Here is a 24,496-nt window from a genome sequence, read left to right as displayed (position 1 = left end):
AAGCCGGGAAGCGGCTCTTCCGTTTGTTATTTTGTCTAATCGCATGCTAAAATGTCTGTCCGCACCCGCCTTGTTCTCGCCCTCTCGGCGCTCATACTCATTCCGGTGTTTTTTATGCCCATCTGGTCCATCACGCTTACTGCCCCGCAGTATCCCGATGGCATTGGCATGTACATTTGGCTGGATGATGTGACCGGCCATGAACGCCACGACATTCAGAATATCAACATCTTAAACCACTATGTCGGGATGAAGGAAATTCATGCCGAGGACTTTTGGGAGTTCGATGTGATGCCTTATGTGTTTGGCGCTCTCATCGCACTTGGCCTGCTCGCTGCGGCTGGGGGCAAGCGCTGGATGCTGTGGAGTTGGGTTGTCATTTTTGTGCTCGTTGGAATCGGCGGGATGATTGATTTTTACTACTGGGGCTATCAGTATGGTCATGATTTGGATCCACAGGCCGCTATCAAGATACCGGATATGACCTATCAGCCTCCGCTCATTGGAACCGATCAGTTGTTGAACATCCACGCAGCCTCGTGGCCGTACTGGGGTGCTCTTTTCATTGGAGCATCTCTTCTGGGTGGATTTGGCGCGCTGGCCTACGAATACCGCCAGCGATTGCGTGCCTTGTACAACCGTTTTGCTAGCTCTGAAGACAAACAGCCTACTCCCTCGTGATGCTATTACGTTTATCCTTTGTTCTGCCCCTTGCGCTGTTGCTTCTCATTGGCTGCGGAGATGCCGAACCAGAAGCAGAAGGCCCACCCACCACCCCGGGTCAACCGGAAACCATCGCCTATGACGAAGAGCAGTGCACGCATACCGGCGACACCATCACTAACAAACGATATGGAGCCATCCTCATAACGACAGAGGACGAACGCCTTCCGTTTGCCTCGGTCGAAGATATGGTGCTCTACGAGCTTAGTGATGCAATTGATGATGCATCTATTGCAGAACGATGGGTGGTTGATGCAGTGCGAACAAGCCGGTTGCTGCCTGCTAAAGAAGCCCGCTTTCTGCAAACACAAAATCAGCCCAGCCCGGGTGGATACGACATTACGCCGTTCATTGACGACGATGACTTGAGCTATAACACACGCTTTCTACTCGGGGGCGAAGACATGTATTGGGACGATGTCGTTGCGTATGTCTGTGCTCACGACCGTACCGCCGAATTGCTTGCTGACGAATCCATCGCACACTCGTGCGACTACGATGATACCGCAGCAGTGCGCTCCCATGAAACCGTCAATAGTGCCGTCTAAGTGGATGAGTAAAAGAATCTTCGAGTACGTCATTGCGAGGAGCGCCCCGTCGGTCGCAGGCTCCCTCCTCGCGATGACACGGTTGACTTATTCTTAGTCCGCGCTCAGAACGGCTGGGTGCCATTTGTTACCTGCTTTCCCATATTCGTTATGCGTCGTTTTATACCCTACGTGCTTCCAGCGCTCCTTCTACTGCTTGTTGCCTGCGAGCCTGAGCCACGTGATATTCGTTATGGCGAAGAAGAGTGTGCCCACTGCATGATGCGCGTCTCCGACGAGGCATTTGCAGCACAGCTTGTCACACAGCATGCCCGTCAATACGTCTTTGACTCAGTTGAATGCTTGGCTGGCCATGTGAAACGCGGAGACATCCCGGCTGACGATATCCACTCGCTATGGGTGGCGAACTTCGACGCCCCTGGAAGCAACTGGATAGCTGCCGAAGATGCCGCCTTCCTCCGGAGCGATGACTTACAGAGTCCGATGGGCCTCGCGCTATCGGCCTATCCCGACTCTGAAACCGCAGAAACGTACCGGGAGGACTACGGCGGCACGGTGCACACATGGTCTGAGGTGCGCTCGATTGTGTATGCCGAGTGGCTCGAAAACGGCGATGGACACAGTCATGACATGGACGATCACGCGCTGGACTAAATGTCTATTTTGATTGCTTAACTGAGAATCCGAACAGCTACACGCGAGCCTCAGGTTCGGGGAGAGCGTCCAGCCCTCTTGGAGTCGATCTGATGGGCTACTTACTGTTGTGTTTTGAGATAGATGGTCCTGCTATGCGTATCCGTTTGATTGCTATATTACTTCTGGGCGGGCTTCTGCTTTCAGCAAGCCTGCCTTCTGCTCATGCTCAGTCGACCACTACGTGGACGGTTGGCCCTGACGAGGAACTAACCCGCATCACCGATGCACTATCTGAGGCAGAAGACGGAGATCGCATTGTAGTCCGATCGGGCACGTACACCGAATCGCCCATTATGATTACCAAGCAGGTTCACATCATTGGCGAAGGCGACCCAATCATCGATGCCCAAGCCGATAACGAAGCCCTTGTCATTGCTGCTGATAGCGTAGAAGTGGAAGGGTTAACAATTGAAAACATTGCGCACAGTCATATACGTGACCGGGCCGGAATCCGAGTCGTTGACTCGCGCCATGTGCGCGTTGCCAACAACACCCTGAACAATACATTTTTTGGTATCTATCTGGCTGAAAGTCGCCATATTACAGTTGAAAACAACACCATTCGCGGCGAAGCCGAGCGCGAGTCCCGCGCAGCAAATGCCATCCACATGTGGAATACCGACTCAACGCATGTCGCCAACAACACCGTGAGCGGTCACCGTGATGGTATCTACATCGAGTTTGCAGAAGGCAGTACATTTGAAAACAATACCTCGACCGACAACCTGCGCTATGGGCTGCACTTTATGTTCAGCGACCATAGCTCGTACGAAGGCAATGTATTTCGACGCAATGGCGCTGGAGCAGCGGTGATGTTTTCCAGCCACATTGTAATGCGAAACAACGAGTTCTCCCACAACTGGGGGCCTTCCATTTACGGACTTCTGCTTAAAGACATGCGCGATAGCGTGATTGAGGACAACCGCTTTTATCGCAACACCACCGGCATTTATGCGGAGGGCTCCTCCCGCCTTGAAATCAACGGAAACCATCTTGAACGCAATGGATGGGGCGTGCGCGTGCTGTCGAACTGCTACGACATGACGTTTACCCGCAATAACTTTGTGGGCAACACCTTCGATGTAACCACGAACAGCCGCCGCAATCCCAACACGTTTACCGAAAATTACTGGTCGAAGTACGACGGCTACGATCTTGAAGGGGATGGCTACGGCGACGTACCGCACCGGCCTGTGCGCCTGTTTGCCCTTATCGTAGAACGTCAACCCGTTGCGATGACCATGCTGGGAAGCCTTTTTGTAGACCTGCTCGACATTGCCGAGCGTGTACTGCCGGTGCTGACGCCCGAAACTCTTGTGGACGAACGCCCGCTCATGCGGGAAGTCGAATGATTACAATTGCAAACCTGCAAAAATCGTTTGGATCGCTGGACGTGCTGGAAGGTATTGACCTGACGTTTCCAAAAGGCAAGGCAACAGCTATACTCGGGCCAAACGCATCAGGGAAAACAACCCTGTTGAAATGCATCCTTGGATTGGTGCGCCCCGACGATGGCGAGATTACCGTCAAGGGTGAACCAATCGGCCAGAGCGATCGCTACCGGCGATGGATCGGCTACATGCCGCAGATCGCCCAGTTTCCGGAGAACCTAACAGCACAACAGGTTCTCACCATGATCATCGATCTGCGTGAAGAGGAACCAACGCGCAAAGACGAACTGATCGAAACGCTGCGTCTGTCAACCGAAATGGAGAAGCAGCTCAAAACCCTTTCAGGAGGAACCCGCCAGAAAGTCAGTGCCGTGATCGCGCTTATGTTTGATCCAGATATCATCATTCTGGATGAACCCACAGCTGGCCTCGATCCCCTGTCAAGCAGTGTGCTGAAGGATTATGTGCAGGAGGAAAAAAAGCGCGGTAAGACGTTGCTGCTGACCTCACACATCATGAGCGAAATTGAGGAGATGGCGGACCGAGTTGCTTACCTGCTCAACGGGCAAATTCAGTACGATGGTACGCTGGACGAGCTCACCGAAAAAGCCGGCGAGATGCGGTTAGAACGTGCCGTAGCTCGTATGATGGAGAACGGCACTTCCAAGGACTCCTCTGTGACGTCGTCCGGAGCTTCTGAACAACCCACCTCGGCGCCAGAAGAGAAGGTATGAGCTGGACACAATGCTTACCAGGCCTCTTATCCAGCTTTTTATTTCGGTAGTGCACTGACGTTAAGTAGGCCACAAAAGAAAATTTGAGGATGTCATTGCGAAGAGCGTCAGCGACGCGGCAATCTTGTGCTCTTATAAGCAGGATAAGCCGCTCTAACCGGCGCATGAGATCGCACCCCAGAGTACTCGTTCGCTAGCGCTCACAACGCCCCCTATTTCCAGCCTCTTTTGCTTATGTCTACGACAACAGCTGCTTCGCCTCTGGCCGCAACCTACAAGATCCTAACCTACGGCATTCAAGATGTGCTGCGTAGCCGATGGGTGCTCTTTTATGGCGTGTTTTTTCTGGCTGCCACCGATGTGCTGTTTCGGTTCGGAGGAAGCGGCGAACGTGTCATCGTAAGCCTGATGAATGTCGTGCTCTATGTGGTGCCTCTCGTTGGGGTTATGCTTGGCGCTATGTTTTTCTACAACTCACGAGAGTATATTACGCTACTGCTCACCCAACCCCTTAAACGTATCTCAATTTTTGGCGGGGTCTACGGTGGACTTACGGCTCCGCTGTGTCTAATGCTTGTGTTAGGCATCGGGCTTCCGTTTGTATACCATGGTGGAGCAACTGCTGAACTGGCTACAGCGCTCAGTTTGTTGCTGCTAAGCGGAATGTTGCTCACTGCTATTTTTGTAGCGCTCGGATTTGCAATCGCTCTAGTCCACGAAGACCGCGTACGAGGCATGGGCGTGGCACTGGCCCACTGGCTCTTTTTTGCCATCGTGTACAATGGTATTATTCTCTTTGTTGTCTACTTCTTCGGGCAGTACCCCATCGAAGAGGCTGTCGTCGGACTCACCTTCTTGAACCCTATTGATTTAGCGCGCATCCTGCTTCTCCTGGAGTTTGACCTGTCGGCGATGATGGGCTTCACCGGAGCGGTCTTTCAGCGGTTCTTTGGAAGCGGACTTGGCATGTCGCTATCGATTGGTGCATTGGTTCTCTGGCTCCTCATTCCGCTGGGGCTAAGCCTGCGCTACTTCAACCAGAAAGACCTGTAGCAGAACAACTTTACAGCCATAAAACAGCATACGGTAGAAAATGGTGTAGTTTATCGTTCTGGGGCGGGGTTCGTAACAGAGGCAAAGGGGGCGGTGGATAAACTCCTACCGTCCCTGTATACTATACTGTCGCCACACTCTTTTTCAGTATCCCCGCTTTCTGTATGCACGCCTTGTCACGTTTTTTCCTTATCGGTACGCTTGTGGCCGCCTTTAGTCTGTGGGCCATGCCCGTACAGGCACAGGAGGTCCCCCTTGCGATCGACACGCCCATAGAAGGAGTGACTAGCTATAACTCGGACATTCCCACTCCCGAGGAAGTCATTGGACATGAGATTGGAACCCGCCACACTCGCTCTGCCCAGGCCGTTGAATACTTCGAGGCCGTTGCGGAAGTAAGCGATCGTGTGGTCACCGAACGCCACGGCATGAGCCATGACAACCGTCCGCTCGTGCATGCGCTGGTGGCTCCGCCTGAAGACATTGACCGCCTTGACGAAATCAAAGCGCAAAACCAGGCGCTCTCGTCGAATCCCGAATCGGTATCGGATGCTGATCTCGCCGATCTCCCTTCCGTTGTGTACATGGGCTACGCTGTGCATGGAGACGAAGCCAGCGGTACCGAAGCGGCCATTTTGCTGCTCTATCACCTGGCTGCTGGCGAAGGCCCAGCCATTGACGCTGTGCTCGATAACGTCGTTACACTCATCGATCCGGTCTTCAATCCCGATGGGCGCGACCGGTTTGTTAACTGGGTTAATGACAATCGCGGCCACACCCCTGCGGTAGACGATCAAGACCGCGAACCCAATCAGCCCTGGCCTGGCGGACGCACGAACCACTACTGGTTTGACCTGAACCGCGACTGGCTTCCGGTACAGCACCCCACCTCGCAAGCACGCATTGCCCTTTATCAGGAATGGCGTCCCCAGGTGCTCACGGATTTCCACGAAATGGGATCTGAAGCTACGTACTTCTTTCAGCCGGGCGTACCCAGCCGCACCAACCCAAACACCCCCGACATCAACCAGGAGTTGACGGCTGAGCTGGCCGAGTACCACGGCGACTTTCTCGACCAAATCGGGTCGCTCTATTACACGCGCGAACAGTTCGATGACTTTTACTATGGCAAAGGCTCTACGTACCCCGACGTACAAGGCACGGTAGGCATTCTCTTTGAACAGGCGGCATCGCGCGCCCTGAAGCGCGAAACCCAGAGCGGTGAGATGAACTACGCCTACACCGTACGCAACCAGTTCCTTACGTCGCTCTCTACAGTACAGGGCTCTGCTGAAATGCGAGAGGACCTGCTTCGCTATCAGCGCGACTTTTATGCCGACCGACAAGACAACCTGGCGGATGCGCCGATGACCGGCTACTTAATCGATACCGAGACGTATCCCCAACGTGCACAGGCGTTAGGCCAACTCCTTCAGCAACATCGGGTTGAACTGTTCGACCTGGCCCAATCCGTAGATACCGATGACCGCACCTATGAGCCCGGCTCGGCCTACTGGGTGCCGCTCGACCAGGAACAAGGACAGTTCGTGAAAGGCGTAATGGAGACGCAGACCACGTTTCAAGACTCGCTCTTCTACGACGTCTCCACCTGGACGCTTCCACTCGCCTTTGGTGTGGATTATACGGAAGTAACAGAATCTCTCTCTGGTGTTGCAGGCGATCGCATCGATGAGATGCCGTATGAGGGCGGCTCTGTGATCGGTGGTGAGGCCGAGGTGGCGTACGTAATGCCATGGGGCCGCTACTTTGCCCCGCGCGCTCTTTATCGGATCCAGGATGCCGGACTTACCACCCGCATGATTCCTGATCCATTTGAGGCCCCAGTTAATGGAAGCATGCAATCGTTTGATCGCGGCTCCATTGTGGTTCCTCTGCAACAGCACGATGCCACTCGCGAGGAGGTCCACGCCGCCGTGCAAGAAGCTGCATCGTCTGATCATGTCGAAATCTACGCGGTGGACCGCAGCATGACGGCGCCTACAGGTCCCGACCTAGGTACGCGCAGTGCAACCGTGCTCGAACAGCCGAAGGTCGGCCTGCTCGTGGGCACCAACGACCGATCGCGGTGGAGCGGAACCAGTGCTCTGAATGCCGGCGAAGTGTGGCATCTGCTAAGCGAGCGCTTTGAGATGCCCGTGTCGTTGCTCGACATACGCTATCTCGATGGTCTCGACCTTTCTAAGTACACCACCATCGTCATGGCGGGCGGTAGCTACAATGGTGTGGACGACGAACAAATTGCCGACTGGGTGTCCGACGGGGGCCATCTTGTCGCTATGCACAGCGGCGCGCACTGGCCTGTTCAACATGAAATGATTGAGCTTGAAGCGAAATCACTCGATGTCGACTCGCTCGTGGCCGATCAAGACTACGCCGACTTAGGCGATGCCCGTGGCGCGCACCGCATTGGCGGTTCGATCTTTGAGGCGCAGCTTGACACCACGCATCCGCTGGCCTTTGGCTACCACGAAACCATTCCAGTCTTCCGTCGCGGCACGCAATTTTACGAGCCGCACGAACGCCCGGGGCGCACCGTTGCTACCTATACCGACAGCCCGCTGATTAGCGGATATATTTCGGATCCGGTGGAAGACATTGCGCAAGAGAGCGCAGCCATTGTAAGCGAAGGCCACGGCAGCGGTCAAATCACGCTGCTTATGGATAACACCAACCTCCGAGCGTTCTGGTACGGCACCAACGGACTGTTCCTGAATGCCCTCTTCTTTGGCGATGCGCTGTAGTCGTTCATTTGATCCACGTGTCAATGCTCTGCGTCGACACGCAATTCGAACATGGTGCGGATGGTAGTTCGGTCCGAAAGAGAGCCGGGGATGCAAACGATCCCCGGCTATGGATTTGGCTGGCATCGCACGGAGTGTTTCGATAGACGGGTACTGGCTTTCTCCCATAAACATTGACCTGTGGCAGAGCACTACTGCTCTGTCACACCTGAATGTTATGGTCCAACATTGTCATCGCGAGGAGGGAGCCCTGCGACTGACGCGGCGCTGTGAGCGCTAGCGAACGAGTACTCTTGGGGTACGATCTCATGCCGTTGATTGGGCGACTGCATCCGGCCTGATAGCATGAGATTGCGTCGCTCCGCTCGCAATGAAAAGATTGTGAGGTAGTGGATAAACGCTAAATGATAGGGGCATCGAGCACCGCAGTTTTGTCTTGTTCGAACCCCCTTTCCCTTATTCCGCTTCGCTCCATCAGTCGCCCTCCGGGCTCGTGTCGGGCTTCTCCCCCTTAGCCAACTAGCTCTTGCACATAACTTTTTCTTCGCTATGTTATTTATTTAACGTTGGTTGCCTCCACCGCCTGTTCAATGAAAGACTGTTGGATCCTACAAAAAGACCCCATCTGGGCGTCTGCTCGGGGGAATAGTCGGGGGAATGGATCCTGAATCAAGTTCAGGATGACGTATCGAGGGGCGGTGCCGAAGACGAAGGCCCCCTTTCAACTCCAACGCCACCCCCTCGAATGTCATCCAGATCCTGAATCGAGTTCAGGACAGGCAAGCGATCATCAACGATTATCACTATCTCAGGTTGTGTTAGCCTTAGCCAAGGGGGAGATGTCCACAGGATCACGCCTGCGGCGAAGCTCGAAAACAGAGGGGATTTGAGCGGGTTGCGATGATGTAAACCACATGCCAATCACTTAACATCTTCCCGCTATCGATTGTGAGTTATTCTCGGTACGTTAGGTAGCCATGCGTTACCTGAAGATTGACCTGTGGCAGAGCGCTGCATACGTATTTCCTGAAATCACCATCCCAGTTGGGGTACGCACGAAACGTACACCCAAAGGATAGGTACAGTACAACCGAGCAAGCAGCCGCGTGCGCTGCTACATCCCGGATTAAGAAGAATCTGCAAGCTATACCATAGGGAGCTTACCTCCAGGACCGGCCGGCAGGCCTCACGCCTCCGCGCGCAGAGATGTGTCCTCCTTGCGCGATGGGCGCTGTGCATCTGACACCGTTGCCGATGCATAGATAACAGTGGACGTCGAAAGGCTCTGGGCGGCACCCACATTGTCGAAGAAGAGGTTCTTCTTCCCCGACCTGTACCCGCGCCGCGCTGCTTGCCTCTTTTGCGCCCCATTCGTACGGCCGTGCTCGTACGAATGGGGTTTTTTGAATCGCCCCGGCTCCGCCTCTACTGTTGTTCTCTACTCATCGGTGCGCTACCATCCCCAGGCATGATCCAACTACAAAACATTTCCGTTGTCTTAGGCGGCACCCCCATCTTTAGTGATCTGTCGTGGAGCATCCCCACGGAGGGGCAACGCATCGGGTTGGTGGGTCCAAACGGAGCCGGTAAGTCCACCCTGCTGCGTGTTATTGCAGGACGCCAAGACGTTGCTGAAGGACGCGTCGATCGCGGCGCGACCACCGTAGGATTCCTGGAGCAGAGCCTGAACGAACAGCCGGGCGAGCAGACGATTCGCGAAGCTGCCTTGAAAGCATTCGATGAAGTCCTGGCCCTCGAAAACCGTGAGGAGGAGATTACCGCGGCGCTTGAAGCAGCAACTGACTATGAAAGCGCCCGCTATGCCAAACTGCTGAACCAGCTCAATCGGGTACAGGAACAGCTCAACGCCCGCGATGCCCATCGCATCCGCTCGCAAACCGAAGCCACCTTGGCCGGCCTCGGCTTTGCCCCCGATGACATGGATCGTCCACTCAAGTCGTTTTCGGGAGGATGGCGCATGCGGGTAGCGCTGGCCCGCTTGCTGCTGCAACGCCCGGACCTGCTCCTGCTCGATGAGCCCACCAATCACCTCGACATCGACAGCATTGCGTGGCTCGAAGACTACCTGCACAGCTACGAGGGCACGGTTATTCTGGTGAGTCACGACCGCTACGTGCTCGACCGCATGGTCACCCAAACTGCCGAGCTAACGCGCGGACGGCTCAGCCTGTATGACGGGTCATACTCCTACTATCTGGAGGCGCGCAAAGAGCGACGGGCCCAGTGGCGAGCCGAGTACGAGAACCAGCAGAAGCGCATCAACGAGATTGAAGAGTTTATCGCGCGCTTCCGCTACAATGCCTCCAAGGCCGCCCAGGTGCAAAGTCGCATCAAGAAGCTGGAGAAGATGGAACGCATTCCGCCTCCTCCGGATGAAGAGGACACTATCTCGTTCCGCTTTCCCGACCCACCCCGCTCGGGCCGCGTGGTGTTAGAACTCTCCTCGTTTTCGAAAACCTATGCCGGCGAAAACGGCCCGATTCGCGTCTTCGACAATGCCGGTCCGCTCGCCGTTGAACGCGGCGAAACGATTGCGCTTGTGGGACCGAACGGAGCCGGAAAGTCGACGCTGGCGCGCATGCTTCAAGGCACAGAGCCGTTTGAGGGGACGCGCACCGAGGGCCACAACGTACAGCTTGCCCACTTCGCGCAGCACCAGGCCGATGCCCTCCCCATGGACACTACCATCATGGAAACCGTACGGGGCGTCTCCCCCAGCACACCCGATACCCAACTACGCACGCTCCTGGGGGCGTTTCTGTTTACCGGCGACGACGTGTTCAAAGAAATCAACATGCTTTCGGGAGGCGAAAAAAGCCGGGTCGCGCTGGCCTGTACGCTGCTCTCTCCCGCCAATGTGCTGATCCTGGACGAGCCGACCAACCACCTCGACATCAAATCGAAGGGCGTGCTGATTGAGGCCATCCAACAGTACAGCGGCACCTGCATCATTGTGAGCCACGACCGCTACTTCCTCGACCAGGTCTGTAGTCACGTGTGGCGTGTAGGAGGCGGCGATGTGCGCATTTTCCACGGCAGCTACTCGGAAATGCAATGGCAGGTGGAGCACGGAAGCGCCAGCGCCCTTCCCGACACCCCCGCCTCGTCCAATGGCGTATCCTCCGCTTCCGAGTCCTCTGAATCAAAAGACAACCACCGCGAAAAAACAACCGCCCCCAACACCCCTGAACGTCCGGATGATGCGTTTAGCGACCTGAACTCGTACCAGGTGCGCCAAAAAATGGATGAAACGGAAACGGCGATTATGGAACTGGAAGACGAAAAGGAATCCCTCGAATCGCGGATGAGCATGCCCGAAGAGTTGGCCGATGGAGAAATGCAAGAGCTGGCTGCTGCGTATCAGGAGGTCGATGCCAAGTTAGATGAACTGTATGCCACCTGGGAGGCCCTCACCGAACACGTAATGGCATTAGACGCCAGTTAAGTGGATCTGCGCGGCGGCGCGTCTGGTATCGTACCCGCTTTTGCGATGACGTAGGGGTATCGCCTTTGTTCAAGACCCGACTGCTTGCTTGACTGCTCTTAGCCTCTATGATTGCACGTATCGCTGCACTATTCGTCTTGCTCCTCGGCGCTCCGTTTGGGGCCCAGGCACAGATTACGTCTCTGGCACCGCCCGATACGGTGGATGCGCTTGCGTTTGGCGAGGCCATTGCAATGGATGGAAACCGGGCGATTGTAGGTGCACCAGAAGAGAAGGTGTGCGGCCCCGACTCAGGAGCGGCATACGTGTACGAACGAGATCCGGAGTGGGGCACCTGGGAGGCCGTAGCACGCATCACCCCAGACCCTTGCCGCGAAAACGCGTTTTTTGGCAATGCTGTCGCGCTTCACGGAGATCGAGCCCTCATTAGCGCCTCTGCCGAGTTTTTTGCGACGCCCGAACCCGATGCCGCCTTCGTCTTCGAGCGTCGCGGTACAGACTGGGAGCAGACCGCTGCCCTCACTGGGGAAAACGATGTCCAGGAAGGCGCCTTCGCCGCTGATGTCGCGCTTACCGAGCGCCACGCAGTAGTGTCAACCCGAGGCGACTACCAGGGCACCTTCGGAGGGGCGGTGTACGTATTCACGTACGACGCGGAAACAGAAGGGTGGAACCGCGAAGCGCGCCTCACATCCGAACGTCCTGTAGAGCGAGGCATCCTTGGCGGCACCCTATCCGCTTATGGCAACCGGATCGCCGTATCAGCGCCGATGTACTTTGCCGACGCCTTAGGTGAGGTCCACATTTTCGAGCGAGAGGAATCTACAGGCGATTGGATCACCGCTACAGTTCTTCCTGACATGGATGACTTCTCTGTTCCTGTTTCGTTGCACGGTTCGCACATGCTCGTTGGCGAGCGCCGCGCTGGCTCAAATCGGTCGGGACACGCCACACTCTACAAGCAAACCGACGGCGGTGCTTGGAATAAACTGCAAACGCTTACGCCCCGTGTGCCATACGAAGATGGCGCGTTTGGGTCAGCTGTTGCTGTGCATGACGACTGGGCCCTCATTACAGGCTATGATGAACAGTTGCAGCAAGACGTAAACATCGACCGTGTAGTGTATGTATTTCGACGCGCCGAGAACGACACGTGGCAACAGCACACGATTATCGATGTGGGACGACTGGACTTTGGAACGGATCTGGCGCTCGATCAGGGGATTGCGCTGGTAAGCTGGGTCCCTCCACAGGGCGAGGGCAAGGTATACGCAATTACCTTGCAATAAGTGCTGTGTTACACGTGATTGTTAGGGTCCAAACTTGTCATCGCGAGGAGGGAGCCCTGCGACTGACGCGGCGATCTCATGCCGTTGATTGGGCAGCTACATCCGGTCTGGCAGCAATGAGATTGCACCCCAGGAGCACTTCCTCCCTGCGGTCGGGGCGCTTCGCTCCGCTCGCAATGACAAGGACGTGAGTTAGTTCTGGGTGCGTTAGAGGGTACATGTGTTACCCGAAGATTGACCTATGACAGAGCAATAGTGCTGTGTTACAGGTCAATGTTGGAGTTCAGGGGAAGTGACAGCCTGACCAATGATAATAACAAAACACCTGTCATGGTGAACGAGGGCCGACGGAGGAGGCCCATGTAGCCGCCGAATGGCATTCGGTGGAACCATCTCCTCGACGTTCAACATCTACTGCCCAACTAACAGCCCTGCCCATTTCGGGGGATATCTTTACTCACTGCGTTCGTCAGTCCCAGACCTGATCCGGGATCTCGCTTCGCTCGTGTCACACGTCAATTATAGAATAGAAAAGAGGGGGAAACAAAAATGAGGCACCGACCTCGGGGGGGAGGGAAGGTCGGCGCCTCGAGGGGAAGCGGCACGGTCTGTAGCAGACCGTGTCTTAATTTCAGTCGCCTAAACAGCAGGCAATAAGACAAGGTTTCGGGTTCACCCAATTTGAACTACGTTCTTGCATCTCGTTCACAAAGCGAACAACTTCTGTAAAGAGCACCGGCTCCTGCGTAACGTCTGATGGGCCCGTGGGTTAATAGTCCGCATACCACCCGGTAGAGAAACACCTTCGTAAGGGGAGCGTGCATGCACTTCCCGCACCGCCTCGGATGTAACGCATCTGTTCGGTTATTCTCCCTTTGTTCAATCCTCGATTTATGACTACCCTACATTCTTTTTTCCGTCCTGTTAGCTTGCTTGGCGGCCTACTTGCGGCTGTTTTGCTGCTAGCCGGATGCGAAGATCTTGACACAGCGAACAACAGCGCCGATAACGGCACACCGTACACTGTCGAAGCAGACATAGACGATGATGATATTGCGGTAATCGTATCTTCAGACTTTGGCGCCGATACGCTAACGGTGCAAGCATTTGAGCAACAAATGCAAATGGCCATGCAAGGCATGCCCCCCGACCAGCAAGATCCAGAGCAGATAGCGGCTCTCCACCAAAACACTATAGAACAGCAGGTGGTCAACCATATCCTGCTCGGTGAAATTGATGATCGTGGCGTAGAAGCGGACGAGGCAGAGATCGATGCCATGCTCGACCAGCAGCGTGCGCAATATCCAAGTGAAGAAGACTTTGAAGACGCTCTTGCACAAGCTGGCATGACCGAGGCCGACTTGCGTGAGTCTATGTCTGATCAAGTCCGTGTGCAGACCCTGCTCGACGACCTTACCGCTGACATGCCAGAACCGTCAGAGGAAGAGATTGAAGCCTATGCTCAAGAGCAACGCCAAGTTGGCGCCCGTCACATCCTCATTGAAGTTGGCCCGGATGCCGACGACGAGACGGTTGAAGACGCACGCCAGCGCGCACAAGATCTGATTGACCGGATTAACGACGGCGAAGACTTCGCTGAGTTGGCTCGTGAGTATAGCGAGGGCCCAAGTGGCGACCAGGGCGGCGACCTCGGCATGTTCGGGCGTAACCAAATGGTTGAGCCCTTCGCCGATGCCGTCTTTGACGACCTCTCCGAAGAAGGCGACCTAACCCAGGAGCCTGTACGCACAGACTTTGGCTTTCACGTCATTGAACTGACCGACGCCGGCGAGCCCCTGCCTGCCGACGAAGCACAAGAAGCGCTCACGCAAACCGACCGTCAAGACGCTTACGAAGGTGCTGTTGACGAGTTGATGGAGCAAGCCACTGTGCGTATCAACCCGAATGTGGTCGAAATGGGAAACGGTGAAGACGACGCCTAACCCCCTTTACTCGGCGGACTCAATTCCGCCCGTAGCTAACGAGGTCGGCCTTCCCGATGAAGGCGATGACGCGTTAGCCCGACGTATCATCTCAACGTGCGGTATGCCCGCTTCGGTGAAACGCTTCTCTGTAGAAGCAAAGCCGAAGCGGGCATAGTACGTTTCAAGGTGATCTTGGGCGTGGATCTTCTGCGTGGTAAACCCAGCTTGCACCGCCTCACAAATCGTATAGCGCACCAACGCCTCTCCAATGCCTTGTCCCCGGTGCGACGTACGCACAGCAAATCGCTCTAGCTTGGCAACCAACACCTCATCATGTGGCACTGTACGCCACCGAGCTGTACCCACGGCCGCTCCATCATCTGTACGAGCGATTACATGACGTGCCGTAGCATCGTGGCCATCCCACTCCTCTTCCGGCGGACAACCCTGCTCCTCAATAAAAACCGCACGACGAATTGAACGGGCCGCTTCAAAATCGGCTTCGCTCTCTACTGGGGCAATCGTCATAGTATAATAGCGTTATTTGAAGTCATGTACACAGTGCATGGCTTCAACCTATCGGCTGCGGGCGTGCTCCCAGAATCAGCATTCTCACACTCTGCATGCCTCCCTCCCCCCCTCATCACATACAGTTCACTACATAGTCACAAGCTTATGTAGAATAAGTCTAAATAAGCCTGTATGTTGCAAAAGCAATGATGTGAGCAGTCCCACCCCGCGCTCACCACGTTCTCACCTAATTACCTACGTTGTTTTCGTTTTATCACTTGGTTCCCCATGAGACTTCAGAGACACACTCCCCTATACGCGTGGAAAGCCCTTGCTGTCACCATAGCATTGGTGATCGGATGGGCTGGGGTCGGCAGTTCGGGCTTTTCCGCGTATGCCCAATCTAACACCGTTCTTGAAGGCACTGTAGAGGCCGAAGATGGAACGCCCCTTACTGGCGCCAACGTCGTTGCTCTGTCTGAAGACGACGATCGTACCCAAGGCACAGCGACCAACGCCGACGGAGCCTTTCAGCTTCAGATAGCCCCCGGCACGTATACGATTGAAGTATCTGTCGTTGGGTTTGAGCCCATCACAGATACTGTAACGTTAGAGGCGGGCCAAACCGAAACGCGCACCTTTACGCTGACGGAGTCGGCTGTTGGCTTGTCTGAAATACTCGTACGACGCACCTCGCTCACCGGAGGCTTGCAACGTATTGACAACATTCCAGGATCAGCTCAATACATTGGCCCGCAAGAGCTTAGCGTCCACGAATACACCGACATCCATCGTCTGCTTGATGGCGTCCCCGGGGTGTACACAACCGAGGAAGAGGGATACGGACTGCGTCCAAACATCGGGATGCGTGGGACGGGCACCTCGCGGACATCGAAAATCACTGTCATGGAAGATGGTGTGCTCGCTGCTCCTGCTCCATACTCTGCCCCCGCCGCATACTACTTCCCCACCATGGGACGCGCCCACGCTGTGGAAATCCGAAAAGGGTCTAGCCAAATCAAAACGGGCCCTTACACCACAGGCGGAGCGCTTAACTTCATCTCGACCCCGATCTCCGAAGAGTTCAGTGGCCGCGTAAATGCGATGGCCGGGAGTGACCAAGAACGCCAGCTCCACGCCTATGCCGGCGACTCCTTTGAAAATTTTGGCTTTGTCGTAGAAACGTTCCAGTCACAAGCCGATGGATTTAAGTCGATTGATGGATTTGCAAATGCAAACGCGGGACTTGACTTCAACACCGGCTTCAATAAGCAAGACTATCTGGCCAAGGCACGGGTGAACACCAGCGAAGGCGCCCGCATCCCGCAATCGCTTACATTAACCGCATCAACAACGGTTGAAACGTCGAACGAAACGTATCTGGGACTCACGGATGCCGACTTTGCTTCGTCTCCGTTCATGCGCTACGCAGGGTCGCAATTAGATGTAATCGACACCGACCATCAACGACTACAGGCACAGCACGTCATTCAACCAACGTCGGGCCTCGATATCACCACCACGCTGTACCGCACCGACTTTCAGCGCAATTGGTACAAGCTGGATTCGGTAAACGGCGTTGGAATAAGCAGCATTCTAGCCAATCCAAATGAGTATGAGGACGAACTGCGCATTACACGCGGCCAACAAACAGGAGGAGCTCTGTTGGTGAAAAACAACAACCGCGAGTACTATACGATGGGGGTTCAAACGGCTATCGGAGTAAACTTCGACGCAGCCGGCTTTACGCACAATGTTGAAGTTGGCGGACGCTATCACGAAGATGAAATCAACCGCTTTCAATGGGAAGATGACTTCCGCATGGCCGATCGCGGCGTGATGGAGTTGCAACGCGAAGGCATCCCCGGCGAAGAAAGCAACCGGATTCAAGACGCCACGACCTGGGTCGGATACGTTGAGTACGCCCTTGAACGTGGTCCGCTTCAGGTGACCCCTGGCTTGCGCGTAGAGGACATGACGCTTACGCGCACCGAATGGGCTACCGATACGGAAGAAGGGCGTGCACGCACCGCCAGCCCCACGAACGTCGAAGAAAACAACGTCACGGTACTGATTCCCGGAATTGGTGTAGACTACGACCTGAACCCGGCATGGTCGGCCTTTGCAGGAGTACACCGCGGATTCGCTGTGCCTGGAACAAACCCCGAGGCCGAGCCCGAAAATAGCATCAACTACGAACTTGGGACGCGCTACGACGCCCAGGGACTACGTGCTGAATTGGTGGGTTTCTACAACGACTACACCAATCTACTCGGACGCGACCTGGCTGCAATCGGCGGCGATCCTTCGGGAGATACGTTTAATGGAGGCGAAGCACGGGTCTTTGGCCTTGAGTTTACCGGCGCCTACAATCTAGGCATGGCGCTAAACACCTCCTTCTCCATTCCGCTTGAAGTGACCTACACCTACAATAATGCGGAATTTCAGAACACATTCGATAGCGACTTTGGGGCCTGGGGCGAGGTCGAGGACGGCTTTACGCTGCCGTACCTGCCCGCGCATCAGTTGGCGGCCAACATTGGCGTTGAAGACCTGCGCGGCCTGGACTTGCGCCTTACCGGACGGTTCGTTGACGAAGTGCGCACTGTAGCAGGCACTGGATCGCCGGCTCCAAATGAGCGCATCGAGAGCCACTTCATCATGGACGTGTCGGCCGAGTATGCACTGTCGTCGAACGCCAGCATCTTTGGCAGCGTGCGCAACCTGGCCGACAACGAGTACGCGGTAGCACGTCGCACAGCTGGCCTTCGTCCGGGCATGCCCCGCACCTTCCTTGTGGGTGTGAAGACGTCCTTCTAACGCAATCTTGTAGGACTCCCTCTGTCTTTCTATACACCGCGCAACGCGTAGCCCCTCCGGCAACCAACGGAGGGGCTATTTTTTGTTGGGGGCTGATTTACTCAACCATGGCCCACATGAGTAAGCGATATGGTGCTGTGTCACACGTCAGAGTTCAGGTTGTGCGAGGTCAATGATTCAAGCTGCGTTGTCAGGGGAGATCCCGGCTCTGGGGCGCTGTGAGCGCCTTGGCCGAGATGACTATGGGTGTTGATAGCTCAAGCGTTTCCTGAAAATTCAGGTGTGACAGTCCAAAGTACTCTGTCACGGTTGAATGTTAGGGTTCGAAATTGTCATCGCGAGGAGGGAGCCTGCGACCGACGTGGCGCTGTGAGCGAAGGCCGACGGAGGAGGCCCATGTAGCCGCCGAATGGCATTCGGTGGAACCATCTCCCCGACGCTCAGCAGGCGCTGATCGATCGAGCGGCGGATGAACACGCGAACAGCGCTCCTAAATCAGGAAGCCTCCTCGTCGCGGCCCTTGGCTAGGCCGATCTCTTCGAGCGCATTGGCCATCTCGTCGAGAATGCTCGGGTCGTCGATGGTTGCAGGAACGTTGTACGGCTGTTTGTTCGCGATCTTTCGGATGGTGCCGCGCAGCGTCTTCCCAGATCGCGTTTTGGGCAGCCGCTTAACGACGGTCGCCTTCTTAAACGAGGCAATCGGACCAATACGGTCGCGCACCATCTGAATCACCTCCTCGACCACCTCCTGCGGGTCGCGGTCAACTCCCGCGTTGAGCACCAGAAAGCCAACGGGCACCTCACCCTTCAGCCTATCTGCAACACCGAGCACCGCGCATTCGGCTACGTCTGGATGGTCGGCCAACACTTCTTCCATCGCACCCGTAGACAGGCGGTGCCCGGCCACGTTGATGATGTCGTCCGTACGCGCCATCACATGGATGTAGCCATCCGCATCGATGTAGCCCGCATCAGCCGTTTTGTAGTAACCCGGAAACTCCTGCAGATAGGCCTCCTTGTAGCGGGATTCGGCGTTGTACAGCGTGCTGAGCGTGCCGGGAGGAAGTGGAAGTTTGGCGACAAGGTCACCAATTTCACCAGGCCCTCTCGGCGTGCCGTTGGGACCCATAACCCGCACATCCCACCCCGGTGCCGCTTTGGTGGCCGACCCGTACTTAACCGGGAAGTGATGCAATCCCATACAGTTGGCAGCGATGGCCCAGCCGGTTTCGGTCTGCCACCAGTGATCGATGACGGGAACGCCCAGGTTGTTCTCAGACCACTGAATGGTATCCGGATCGGAGCGCTCGCCTGCCAGGAAGAGAATCTCGAAATTAGAGATGTCGTAGTCGTTGATCAGACTCCCTTTCGGATCCTCCCGCTTGATGGCGCGATAGGCAGTGGGGGCGGTGAACATACACTTTACGTTGTGCTCCGAGATCACGCGCCAGAACACGCCCGCATCGGGGGTGCCTACCGGCTTCCCTTCAAAGAGCACAGTGGTGCATCCCTTAAAGAGCGGCGCATATACGATGTACGAGTGCCCTACCACCCAGCCTACGTCCGAGGCCGCCCACCAGACATCGTCCTCGTTGATGTCGTAGATCGCCTTCATGGTCCACTTTAGCGCCACCGCATGCCCGCCGTTGTCGCGCACCACGCCCTTGGGCTTTCCGGTTGTGCCCGAGGTGTAGAGAATGTAAAGCGGATCGGTGGCGGCTACGGGCACGCAGCCTACAGGAGCGGCCTCCGCCATCAGCGCACGCCACTCGTGGTCGCGGCCCGCAACGAGCGAGGCCGTCTCCTGCGGACGCTGGAAGATGATGCAGGTCTCCGGTTCGACCTCAGACAGCGTAATGGCTTTGTCGAGGAGCGGCTTGTACTCGATGATGCGCGAGCCTTCAATCCCGCATGACGCAGACACAATGGCTTTCGGGTTAGCGTCGTCGATGCGCGTGGCCAGCTCCTTGGCCGCGAACCCGCCAAATACCACCGAGTGCACGGCTCCGATACGCGCACAGGCCAGCATAGCAATGGCCGCCTCGGGAATCATCGGCATGTAGATGACCACCCGGTCGCCCTTACCCACGCCTTGCTCGGCAAGCACACCCGCAAACCGGGCCACCTCATCGCGCAGCTCGGCGTACGTGTATTTTTTGATGGTGGCGGTGACGGGGCTATCGTAAATCAGCGCGACCGTGTCGCCGCGCCCCCGGTCTACGTGCAGATCCAGCGCGTTGTAGCAGGTGTTGAGTTTACCGCCGACAAACCAGCGGTAGAACGGCGCATCAGACGTGTCGAGCACCTGATCCCACTTCTTGTGCCAGTGCACATCCTCTGCGACCTCGCTCCAGAATCCCTCAGGGTCCTCAATCGAGTGCTGATAGACTTCCTCGTACGTATTGGCCATGGTTTGCCTCTTGCCTTGGTTGAGATGGAGTGGAACCCGGTGTGCGTCTTTGCTGGAACCGCTTTCACTGCACGATAGCGCGAAGATTTGCACATCAGATTCTACGAAATTGATCTTGTACTGTCAAGTCCCGTTCCCATCGCCCACCAGACCGCCGGCCCCGCTGAAGGCCGTATCCTGATATTGGGCCTGCGTGATGTGCCATGCGGTAATCGATTCAGTCACAACAGGTAACGATACGTCAAACGCGGCAGAGATATGCAAGAGAGCAAGCAATGCGCTACAGTGCCACACCGTGCTCGATCTGTCCGAGCAGCTGATCGACGCGCCGGGCGCCGGGCTCGGTATCCGCAAACTGAAGCGGCGGTTCATCGCCCAGAGCCATGTTGGGCGCGTGCATCCACGCACGGGCATCCTCGGTCGTGCCAAACACCGCCTTGGCATGACGCACCAGCCGAAGAATCCGCAGCGCCCGTTCCGACTCATCGGGACGCAGCACCCCGTCCTTCTTGCGGCGCGTTAGCGTACGCTTTGGAATACGCACGACGCGCGCAAGCTCGGCATCCGTAAGATCCAGCGCCTGCTTGATATGCGTGAGAACCTCCGACGGCACGCCCTCCCGAATGAGCGCGATCGCCTCCATCGGAGAGGCATCGGGAGCTGTAGCCTGTTCTGCGGCTGAAGGGAGCGGAGTGCGCGACATGATTGTGTCAGCCATTTGGCAAGGGAGTGCGTGCCGAGTGGCGCTACCACGATGCTTAATACTGGTATGGTTCCTCTTTGTTAGCAAGACCTGATACCAACTCCGCATGCGTCGTTGTTAGGCGGAGGGCTAATACCCCGATATCCACCGAAGGAGGTTCAAATGCGGCCCGCAACGATCTCCACAGGTCCCAGGCAGCCAACTTGAGGACGATGTCGTTGTCAACGAATAGAACCAAAGCTGTTGGATGTGGAGGTCAAAGAAATGAAGATAGTCTCGTTACGCAGCTACAGGTTGATCTACGGAGCCGCATTCTAGCTCCGAGAGGATTAAACCTGACAGGTCTTGGAGACCTGTCAGGTTTTTTTGTTATAAACTGTCTTTATCCACCTTCGCCTCGAACGAAAGGTCGGTAAGCGCATCGGGCATGTCGGCATTTACACGATGCGCCTGGCGAACGGCGTTGCGTCCACCGAAGTGCTCCAGTACGAATTCGCGCTCAAGGTGCGTGGGGGCTTCGCTTTGAAGGGCAGCATACGAGGAGTGCGGCCATGTGCGAAAGTCGGCCACGAAGCCGTGGCGCGCTGGGTTTTGATGGATGTAGCAGACAAGCTGCTGGAAATAGCGGTCGCTGTCAACGGCGATGCGGTGAAACGCCCGTTCGAAGAGGCTGCCGGTGCGCCCGTACGCCTTGTTGATGGCCTTAGCGTATCCATTGAAGAGGTTGGCAAAGGCCTGCGAGCAGCGATGAAAGGGAAGGGGCTCGGACGCGTGGCCCCCCTGCAGACTCGCCGATCGCATAGCAACCAACAGATGAAAATGGTTGGGCATCAGGCAGTAGGCGTACGTTTTGGCGACGGGCATAACATGGTGGGCGTACCGCTCCAGAAAATAGCGGTAGTTGCGCGCTTCCCGAAAGATGTTGGCTCCGTTAATCCCCCGGTTGTAGACATGGTAGAACAGCCCGGGCTGTAGTGGCATCTGCGTGGACATGACGAAAGAGCGATCCTGGGTAATGTGATGTGTTGCCACAACAATTACCCCGCCCGGCAGCGTTCAGATCCAAGCAAGGCCGAATTCGCAGATTAGACCTGACAGGTTTTTGAAACCTGTCAGGTCTTGCGTTTGAAACCAACCATTGGTAGAGCAAGCCCACATGATCTATTGCGGCGTGAGTGAACGGTGTTCTCGCACGGATCTGCCGTGGGATGTTCTCGTGCAAGCTATACCAAGCAACCCAAAAAGAGCAATCGCGACCCCCTATCAGTGCGAAAACCGGCGGGGGTTCGCGAAAACGGCCCTGAAATACGCTGTAAAACCAGGATGTTACAGCAGGTACCATAGCACCCTCCTTAACGGGAGGGTGAGGATTGAAAGAGCAAGACCGCATTGCCATCCGTTGTACGAAAGTTCATAGCACCCGCCTTAACAGGTGGGTGAGGCTTGAAAGAAAGCGATGGAAGTGAACGGACGGTACCACGGCAGCATTACAATTTAGACCTGACAGGTCTCGGAGACCTGTCAGGTCTTTCGTTTGAGCCATTAGAAAATCATGCATGGTCTTTGTGTGCGGTTGATGCAAGCATGGGCGCTCGGTATGTTACATGATTCCACACGCACAATACCCCCGCACATCCAACCGCTATGCCCGCGCTCAATTGGATTGGCAAAGACGCTGTTCGTAGCCATCATCAGGAGGTGCCGTTTCGGCTGCTGCGCGAAAACGCCGCCCGCGCGGTGGGCGCCCCCGATGCCGATAACCTGCTCGTGCAGGGCGATAACCTGGTGGCGCTGAAGGCGCTGCTTCCGTACTACGCCGGACAGGTGAAGTGTGTCTACATCGATCCGCCGTACAACACGGGCAACGAGGGCTGGGCCTACAACGACAACGTGAACAGCCCGCAGATGCGCCGCTGGCTCGGCGAAACCGTGGGCAAGGAGGCCGAAGACCTCTCGCGCCACGACAAGTGGCTCTGCATGATGTATCCACGCGTCATGCTCCTGCATGAACTGCTGGCCACCGACGGCTCGTTCTGGATGAGTATCGACGACAATGAGGTACACCACGCCCGCGCCCTCCTCGATGAGATCTTTGGTCGGAAGAACTTTGTGGATACGGTGATCTGGCAGAAAAACTTTGCGCCGAAGAACTCCGCCAGGTATTTTTCCTCCGATCACGATTATATTCTTGTCTACGCGAAGGATAAAGAGAACTGGGATCGCAATCTGCTGCCGCGTAGTGCTGAGCAGGATGATCGATACAGCAATCCTGATGACGATCCGCGTGGGCCGTGGGCCTCTGATAACCTCCTGGCTCGCAATCCTTACAGCAAAGGAGTCTATCCGGTCGAAACGCCATCTGGAAGGGTAATCGACGGCCCACCTACGGGAACTTACTGGCGAATCTCGAAAGAGAAGCTCCAAAAGTTGGATGCCGATAACCAGATCTGGTGGGGAGAAGACGGGGGTAATGTGCCTCGTCTAAAGCGATTCTTGAAAGATGTGAAGAGTGGCCTTGTCCCGCAAACCCTGTGGACGTACGACGAGGTAGGCCATACGCAAGAAGCGAAGAAAGAGTTGGTTGAGATCTGCGACTTCGATTCCTCGGGCGATGTGTTTGTGACACCCAAGCCCACCCGTCTCATCGAACGCATTCTGGAGATTGCGACCGATCCGGGCGATCTGGTGCTGGATAGCTTTGCGGGGACGGGCACGACCGGGCACGCGGTCCTCAAGAAAAACGCTGCCGATGGCTACGACCGCCGGTTCATCCTGGTGGAGTTGGAAGAAGACGTCGCCGAGAACGTCACCTTGCAGCGCCTGAAGCGAGCCACCGAGGGCTACGCTTACGAAGGCACCGAAAAGACCACGCTCATGGAGCGCTCGATTGGCGTGCGCGATATGAAAAAAGGGGCCGAGATCTACGAAGAAAGCGAAGCCATCAAACAGAAGCATGACGACGACTTCGATAAAATCCGGCGCTCGATGGATGACGGCGTGTTCACGCTTACCGGCGAAACGAAAGTCACCGACCGCAAAGACGGACTCGGCAGCGGGATGCGCTACGCCACGCTGGGCCCGGTTCTGATGGACGCCAACGGCACGGTCCGCCGCGACGTAGCGTACGACGACCTGGCGCGGCACATCCATTATGCCGAAACCGGTGCCCCGCTTCCCACCGATGCTGACATGAATCCACCGCTCGTAAGCCAGCACGATGGCATGGCCATCTACCTGCTGTACAACGGCGTACTGGGCGATGCGCGTCCCGAAGGCGGCAACGTGCTCACCCGCAGCGTGCTGAACGACCTGCCCACAAACGGCACATCCGGTCCCAAAATCGTGTACGGCGTAGCCTGCCGGGTCAGCGAAACCGCCTGCAACCAACACGGCGTCATCTTTCGGCAGATCCCGTATGACGTCCGTGCAGCATAGCCCGCACCTCGCCGCTCCACCTCCGCATC

Annotated in this window: 16 protein-coding genes; 12 read left to right on the top strand and 4 right to left on the bottom strand. The window is 56.1% G+C overall.

The features are described 5' to 3' along the window. The first annotated feature begins 51 nt into the window (after nucleotides 1–51). From ACZ5AL_RS05410 to ACZ5AL_RS05365, 10 genes are all read left to right on the top strand, one after another. Nucleotides 52–681: a hypothetical protein gene (locus ACZ5AL_RS05410; RefSeq protein WP_464512690.1), complete on the top strand. Its 630-nt coding sequence runs from the start codon at nucleotides 52–54 to the stop codon at nucleotides 679–681. Continuing rightward, complete coding sequence (locus ACZ5AL_RS05405; RefSeq protein WP_464512689.1) at nucleotides 681–1,271, top strand: hypothetical protein; 591 nt, start codon at nucleotides 681–683, stop codon at nucleotides 1,269–1,271. The genes ACZ5AL_RS05410 and ACZ5AL_RS05405 overlap by 1 nt, the downstream gene beginning before the upstream one ends. Before the next feature lie 150 nt (nucleotides 1,272–1,421). Next, nucleotides 1,422–1,925, top strand: a complete 504-nt coding sequence (locus ACZ5AL_RS05400; protein ID WP_464512687.1) for a nitrous oxide reductase accessory protein NosL — start codon at nucleotides 1,422–1,424, stop codon at nucleotides 1,923–1,925. 134 nt (nucleotides 1,926–2,059) lie between these two features. After that, on the top strand, nucleotides 2,060–3,319 hold the full coding sequence (locus ACZ5AL_RS05395; RefSeq protein WP_464512686.1) for a nitrous oxide reductase family maturation protein NosD: 1,260 nt from the start codon (nucleotides 2,060–2,062) through the stop codon (nucleotides 3,317–3,319). Next, nucleotides 3,316–4,092, top strand: a complete 777-nt coding sequence (locus tag ACZ5AL_RS05390) for an ABC transporter ATP-binding protein (RefSeq protein ID WP_464512685.1) — start codon at nucleotides 3,316–3,318, stop codon at nucleotides 4,090–4,092. Before ACZ5AL_RS05395 ends, ACZ5AL_RS05390 begins: the two co-directional genes overlap by 4 nt. Before the next feature lie 234 nt (nucleotides 4,093–4,326). Then, nucleotides 4,327–5,145, top strand: a complete 819-nt coding sequence (locus ACZ5AL_RS05385) for an ABC transporter permease subunit (RefSeq protein WP_464512683.1) — start codon at nucleotides 4,327–4,329, stop codon at nucleotides 5,143–5,145. 164 nt (nucleotides 5,146–5,309) lie between these two features. Next, nucleotides 5,310–7,907 (top strand): M14 family zinc carboxypeptidase, encoded by a 2,598-nt coding sequence (locus ACZ5AL_RS05380; RefSeq protein ID WP_464512682.1) that lies wholly within the window; start codon nucleotides 5,310–5,312, stop codon nucleotides 7,905–7,907. Nucleotides 7,908–9,375: 1,468 nt separating this feature from the next. Beyond that, entirely contained in the window at nucleotides 9,376–11,373 is a 1,998-nt protein-coding gene (locus ACZ5AL_RS05375) for an ABC-F family ATP-binding cassette domain-containing protein (RefSeq protein ID WP_464512681.1), read from the top strand. Between the two features lie 107 nt (nucleotides 11,374–11,480). Then, nucleotides 11,481–12,662: an FG-GAP repeat protein gene (locus ACZ5AL_RS05370; protein ID WP_464512679.1), complete on the top strand. Its 1,182-nt coding sequence runs from the start codon at nucleotides 11,481–11,483 to the stop codon at nucleotides 12,660–12,662. An 893-nt stretch (nucleotides 12,663–13,555) separates the two neighbouring features. Further along, entirely contained in the window at nucleotides 13,556–14,605 is a 1,050-nt protein-coding gene (locus tag ACZ5AL_RS05365) for a peptidylprolyl isomerase (RefSeq protein WP_464512678.1), read from the top strand. Nucleotides 14,606–14,611: 6 nt separating this feature from the next. Here the strand turns inward: ACZ5AL_RS05365 and ACZ5AL_RS05360 are convergent, their stop codons facing one another. Then, nucleotides 14,612–15,115: a GNAT family N-acetyltransferase gene (locus ACZ5AL_RS05360; protein WP_464512676.1), complete on the bottom strand. Its 504-nt coding sequence runs from the start codon at nucleotides 15,113–15,115 to the stop codon at nucleotides 14,612–14,614. Nucleotides 15,116–15,385: 270 nt separating this feature from the next. Here ACZ5AL_RS05360 and ACZ5AL_RS05355 point away from each other — a divergent pair, with 270 nt between their 5' ends. Further along, complete coding sequence (locus ACZ5AL_RS05355) at nucleotides 15,386–17,917, top strand: TonB-dependent receptor domain-containing protein (RefSeq protein WP_464512675.1); 2,532 nt, start codon at nucleotides 15,386–15,388, stop codon at nucleotides 17,915–17,917. Nucleotides 17,918–18,412: 495 nt separating this feature from the next. Here ACZ5AL_RS05355 and ACZ5AL_RS05350 read toward each other — a convergent pair whose 3' ends face one another. The 3 genes from ACZ5AL_RS05350 to ACZ5AL_RS05340 form a co-directional block, all read right to left on the bottom strand. Further along, nucleotides 18,413–20,422 carry a propionyl-CoA synthetase gene (locus ACZ5AL_RS05350; RefSeq protein ID WP_464512674.1) on the bottom strand — a complete coding sequence of 670 codons (2,010 nt, stop codon included), beginning with the start codon at nucleotides 20,420–20,422 and terminating at the stop codon, nucleotides 18,413–18,415. 187 nt (nucleotides 20,423–20,609) lie between these two features. Further along, nucleotides 20,610–21,047, bottom strand: a complete 438-nt coding sequence (gene parS / locus ACZ5AL_RS05345; RefSeq protein WP_464512673.1) for a type II RES/Xre toxin-antitoxin system antitoxin — start codon at nucleotides 21,045–21,047, stop codon at nucleotides 20,610–20,612. 354 nt (nucleotides 21,048–21,401) lie between these two features. Continuing rightward, nucleotides 21,402–22,025, bottom strand: a complete 624-nt coding sequence (locus tag ACZ5AL_RS05340) for a transposase (protein WP_464512671.1) — start codon at nucleotides 22,023–22,025, stop codon at nucleotides 21,402–21,404. Nucleotides 22,026–22,676: 651 nt separating this feature from the next. Here ACZ5AL_RS05340 and ACZ5AL_RS05335 point away from each other — a divergent pair. Beyond that, nucleotides 22,677–24,467 (top strand): site-specific DNA-methyltransferase, encoded by a 1,791-nt coding sequence (locus tag ACZ5AL_RS05335; RefSeq protein ID WP_464512670.1) that lies wholly within the window; start codon nucleotides 22,677–22,679, stop codon nucleotides 24,465–24,467. The last annotated feature ends 29 nt before the right edge of the window (nucleotides 24,468–24,496 follow it).

This window comes from Natronotalea proteinilytica, from assembly GCF_055379935.1.
This window is presented reverse-complemented; position numbering and strand designations above follow the sequence as displayed.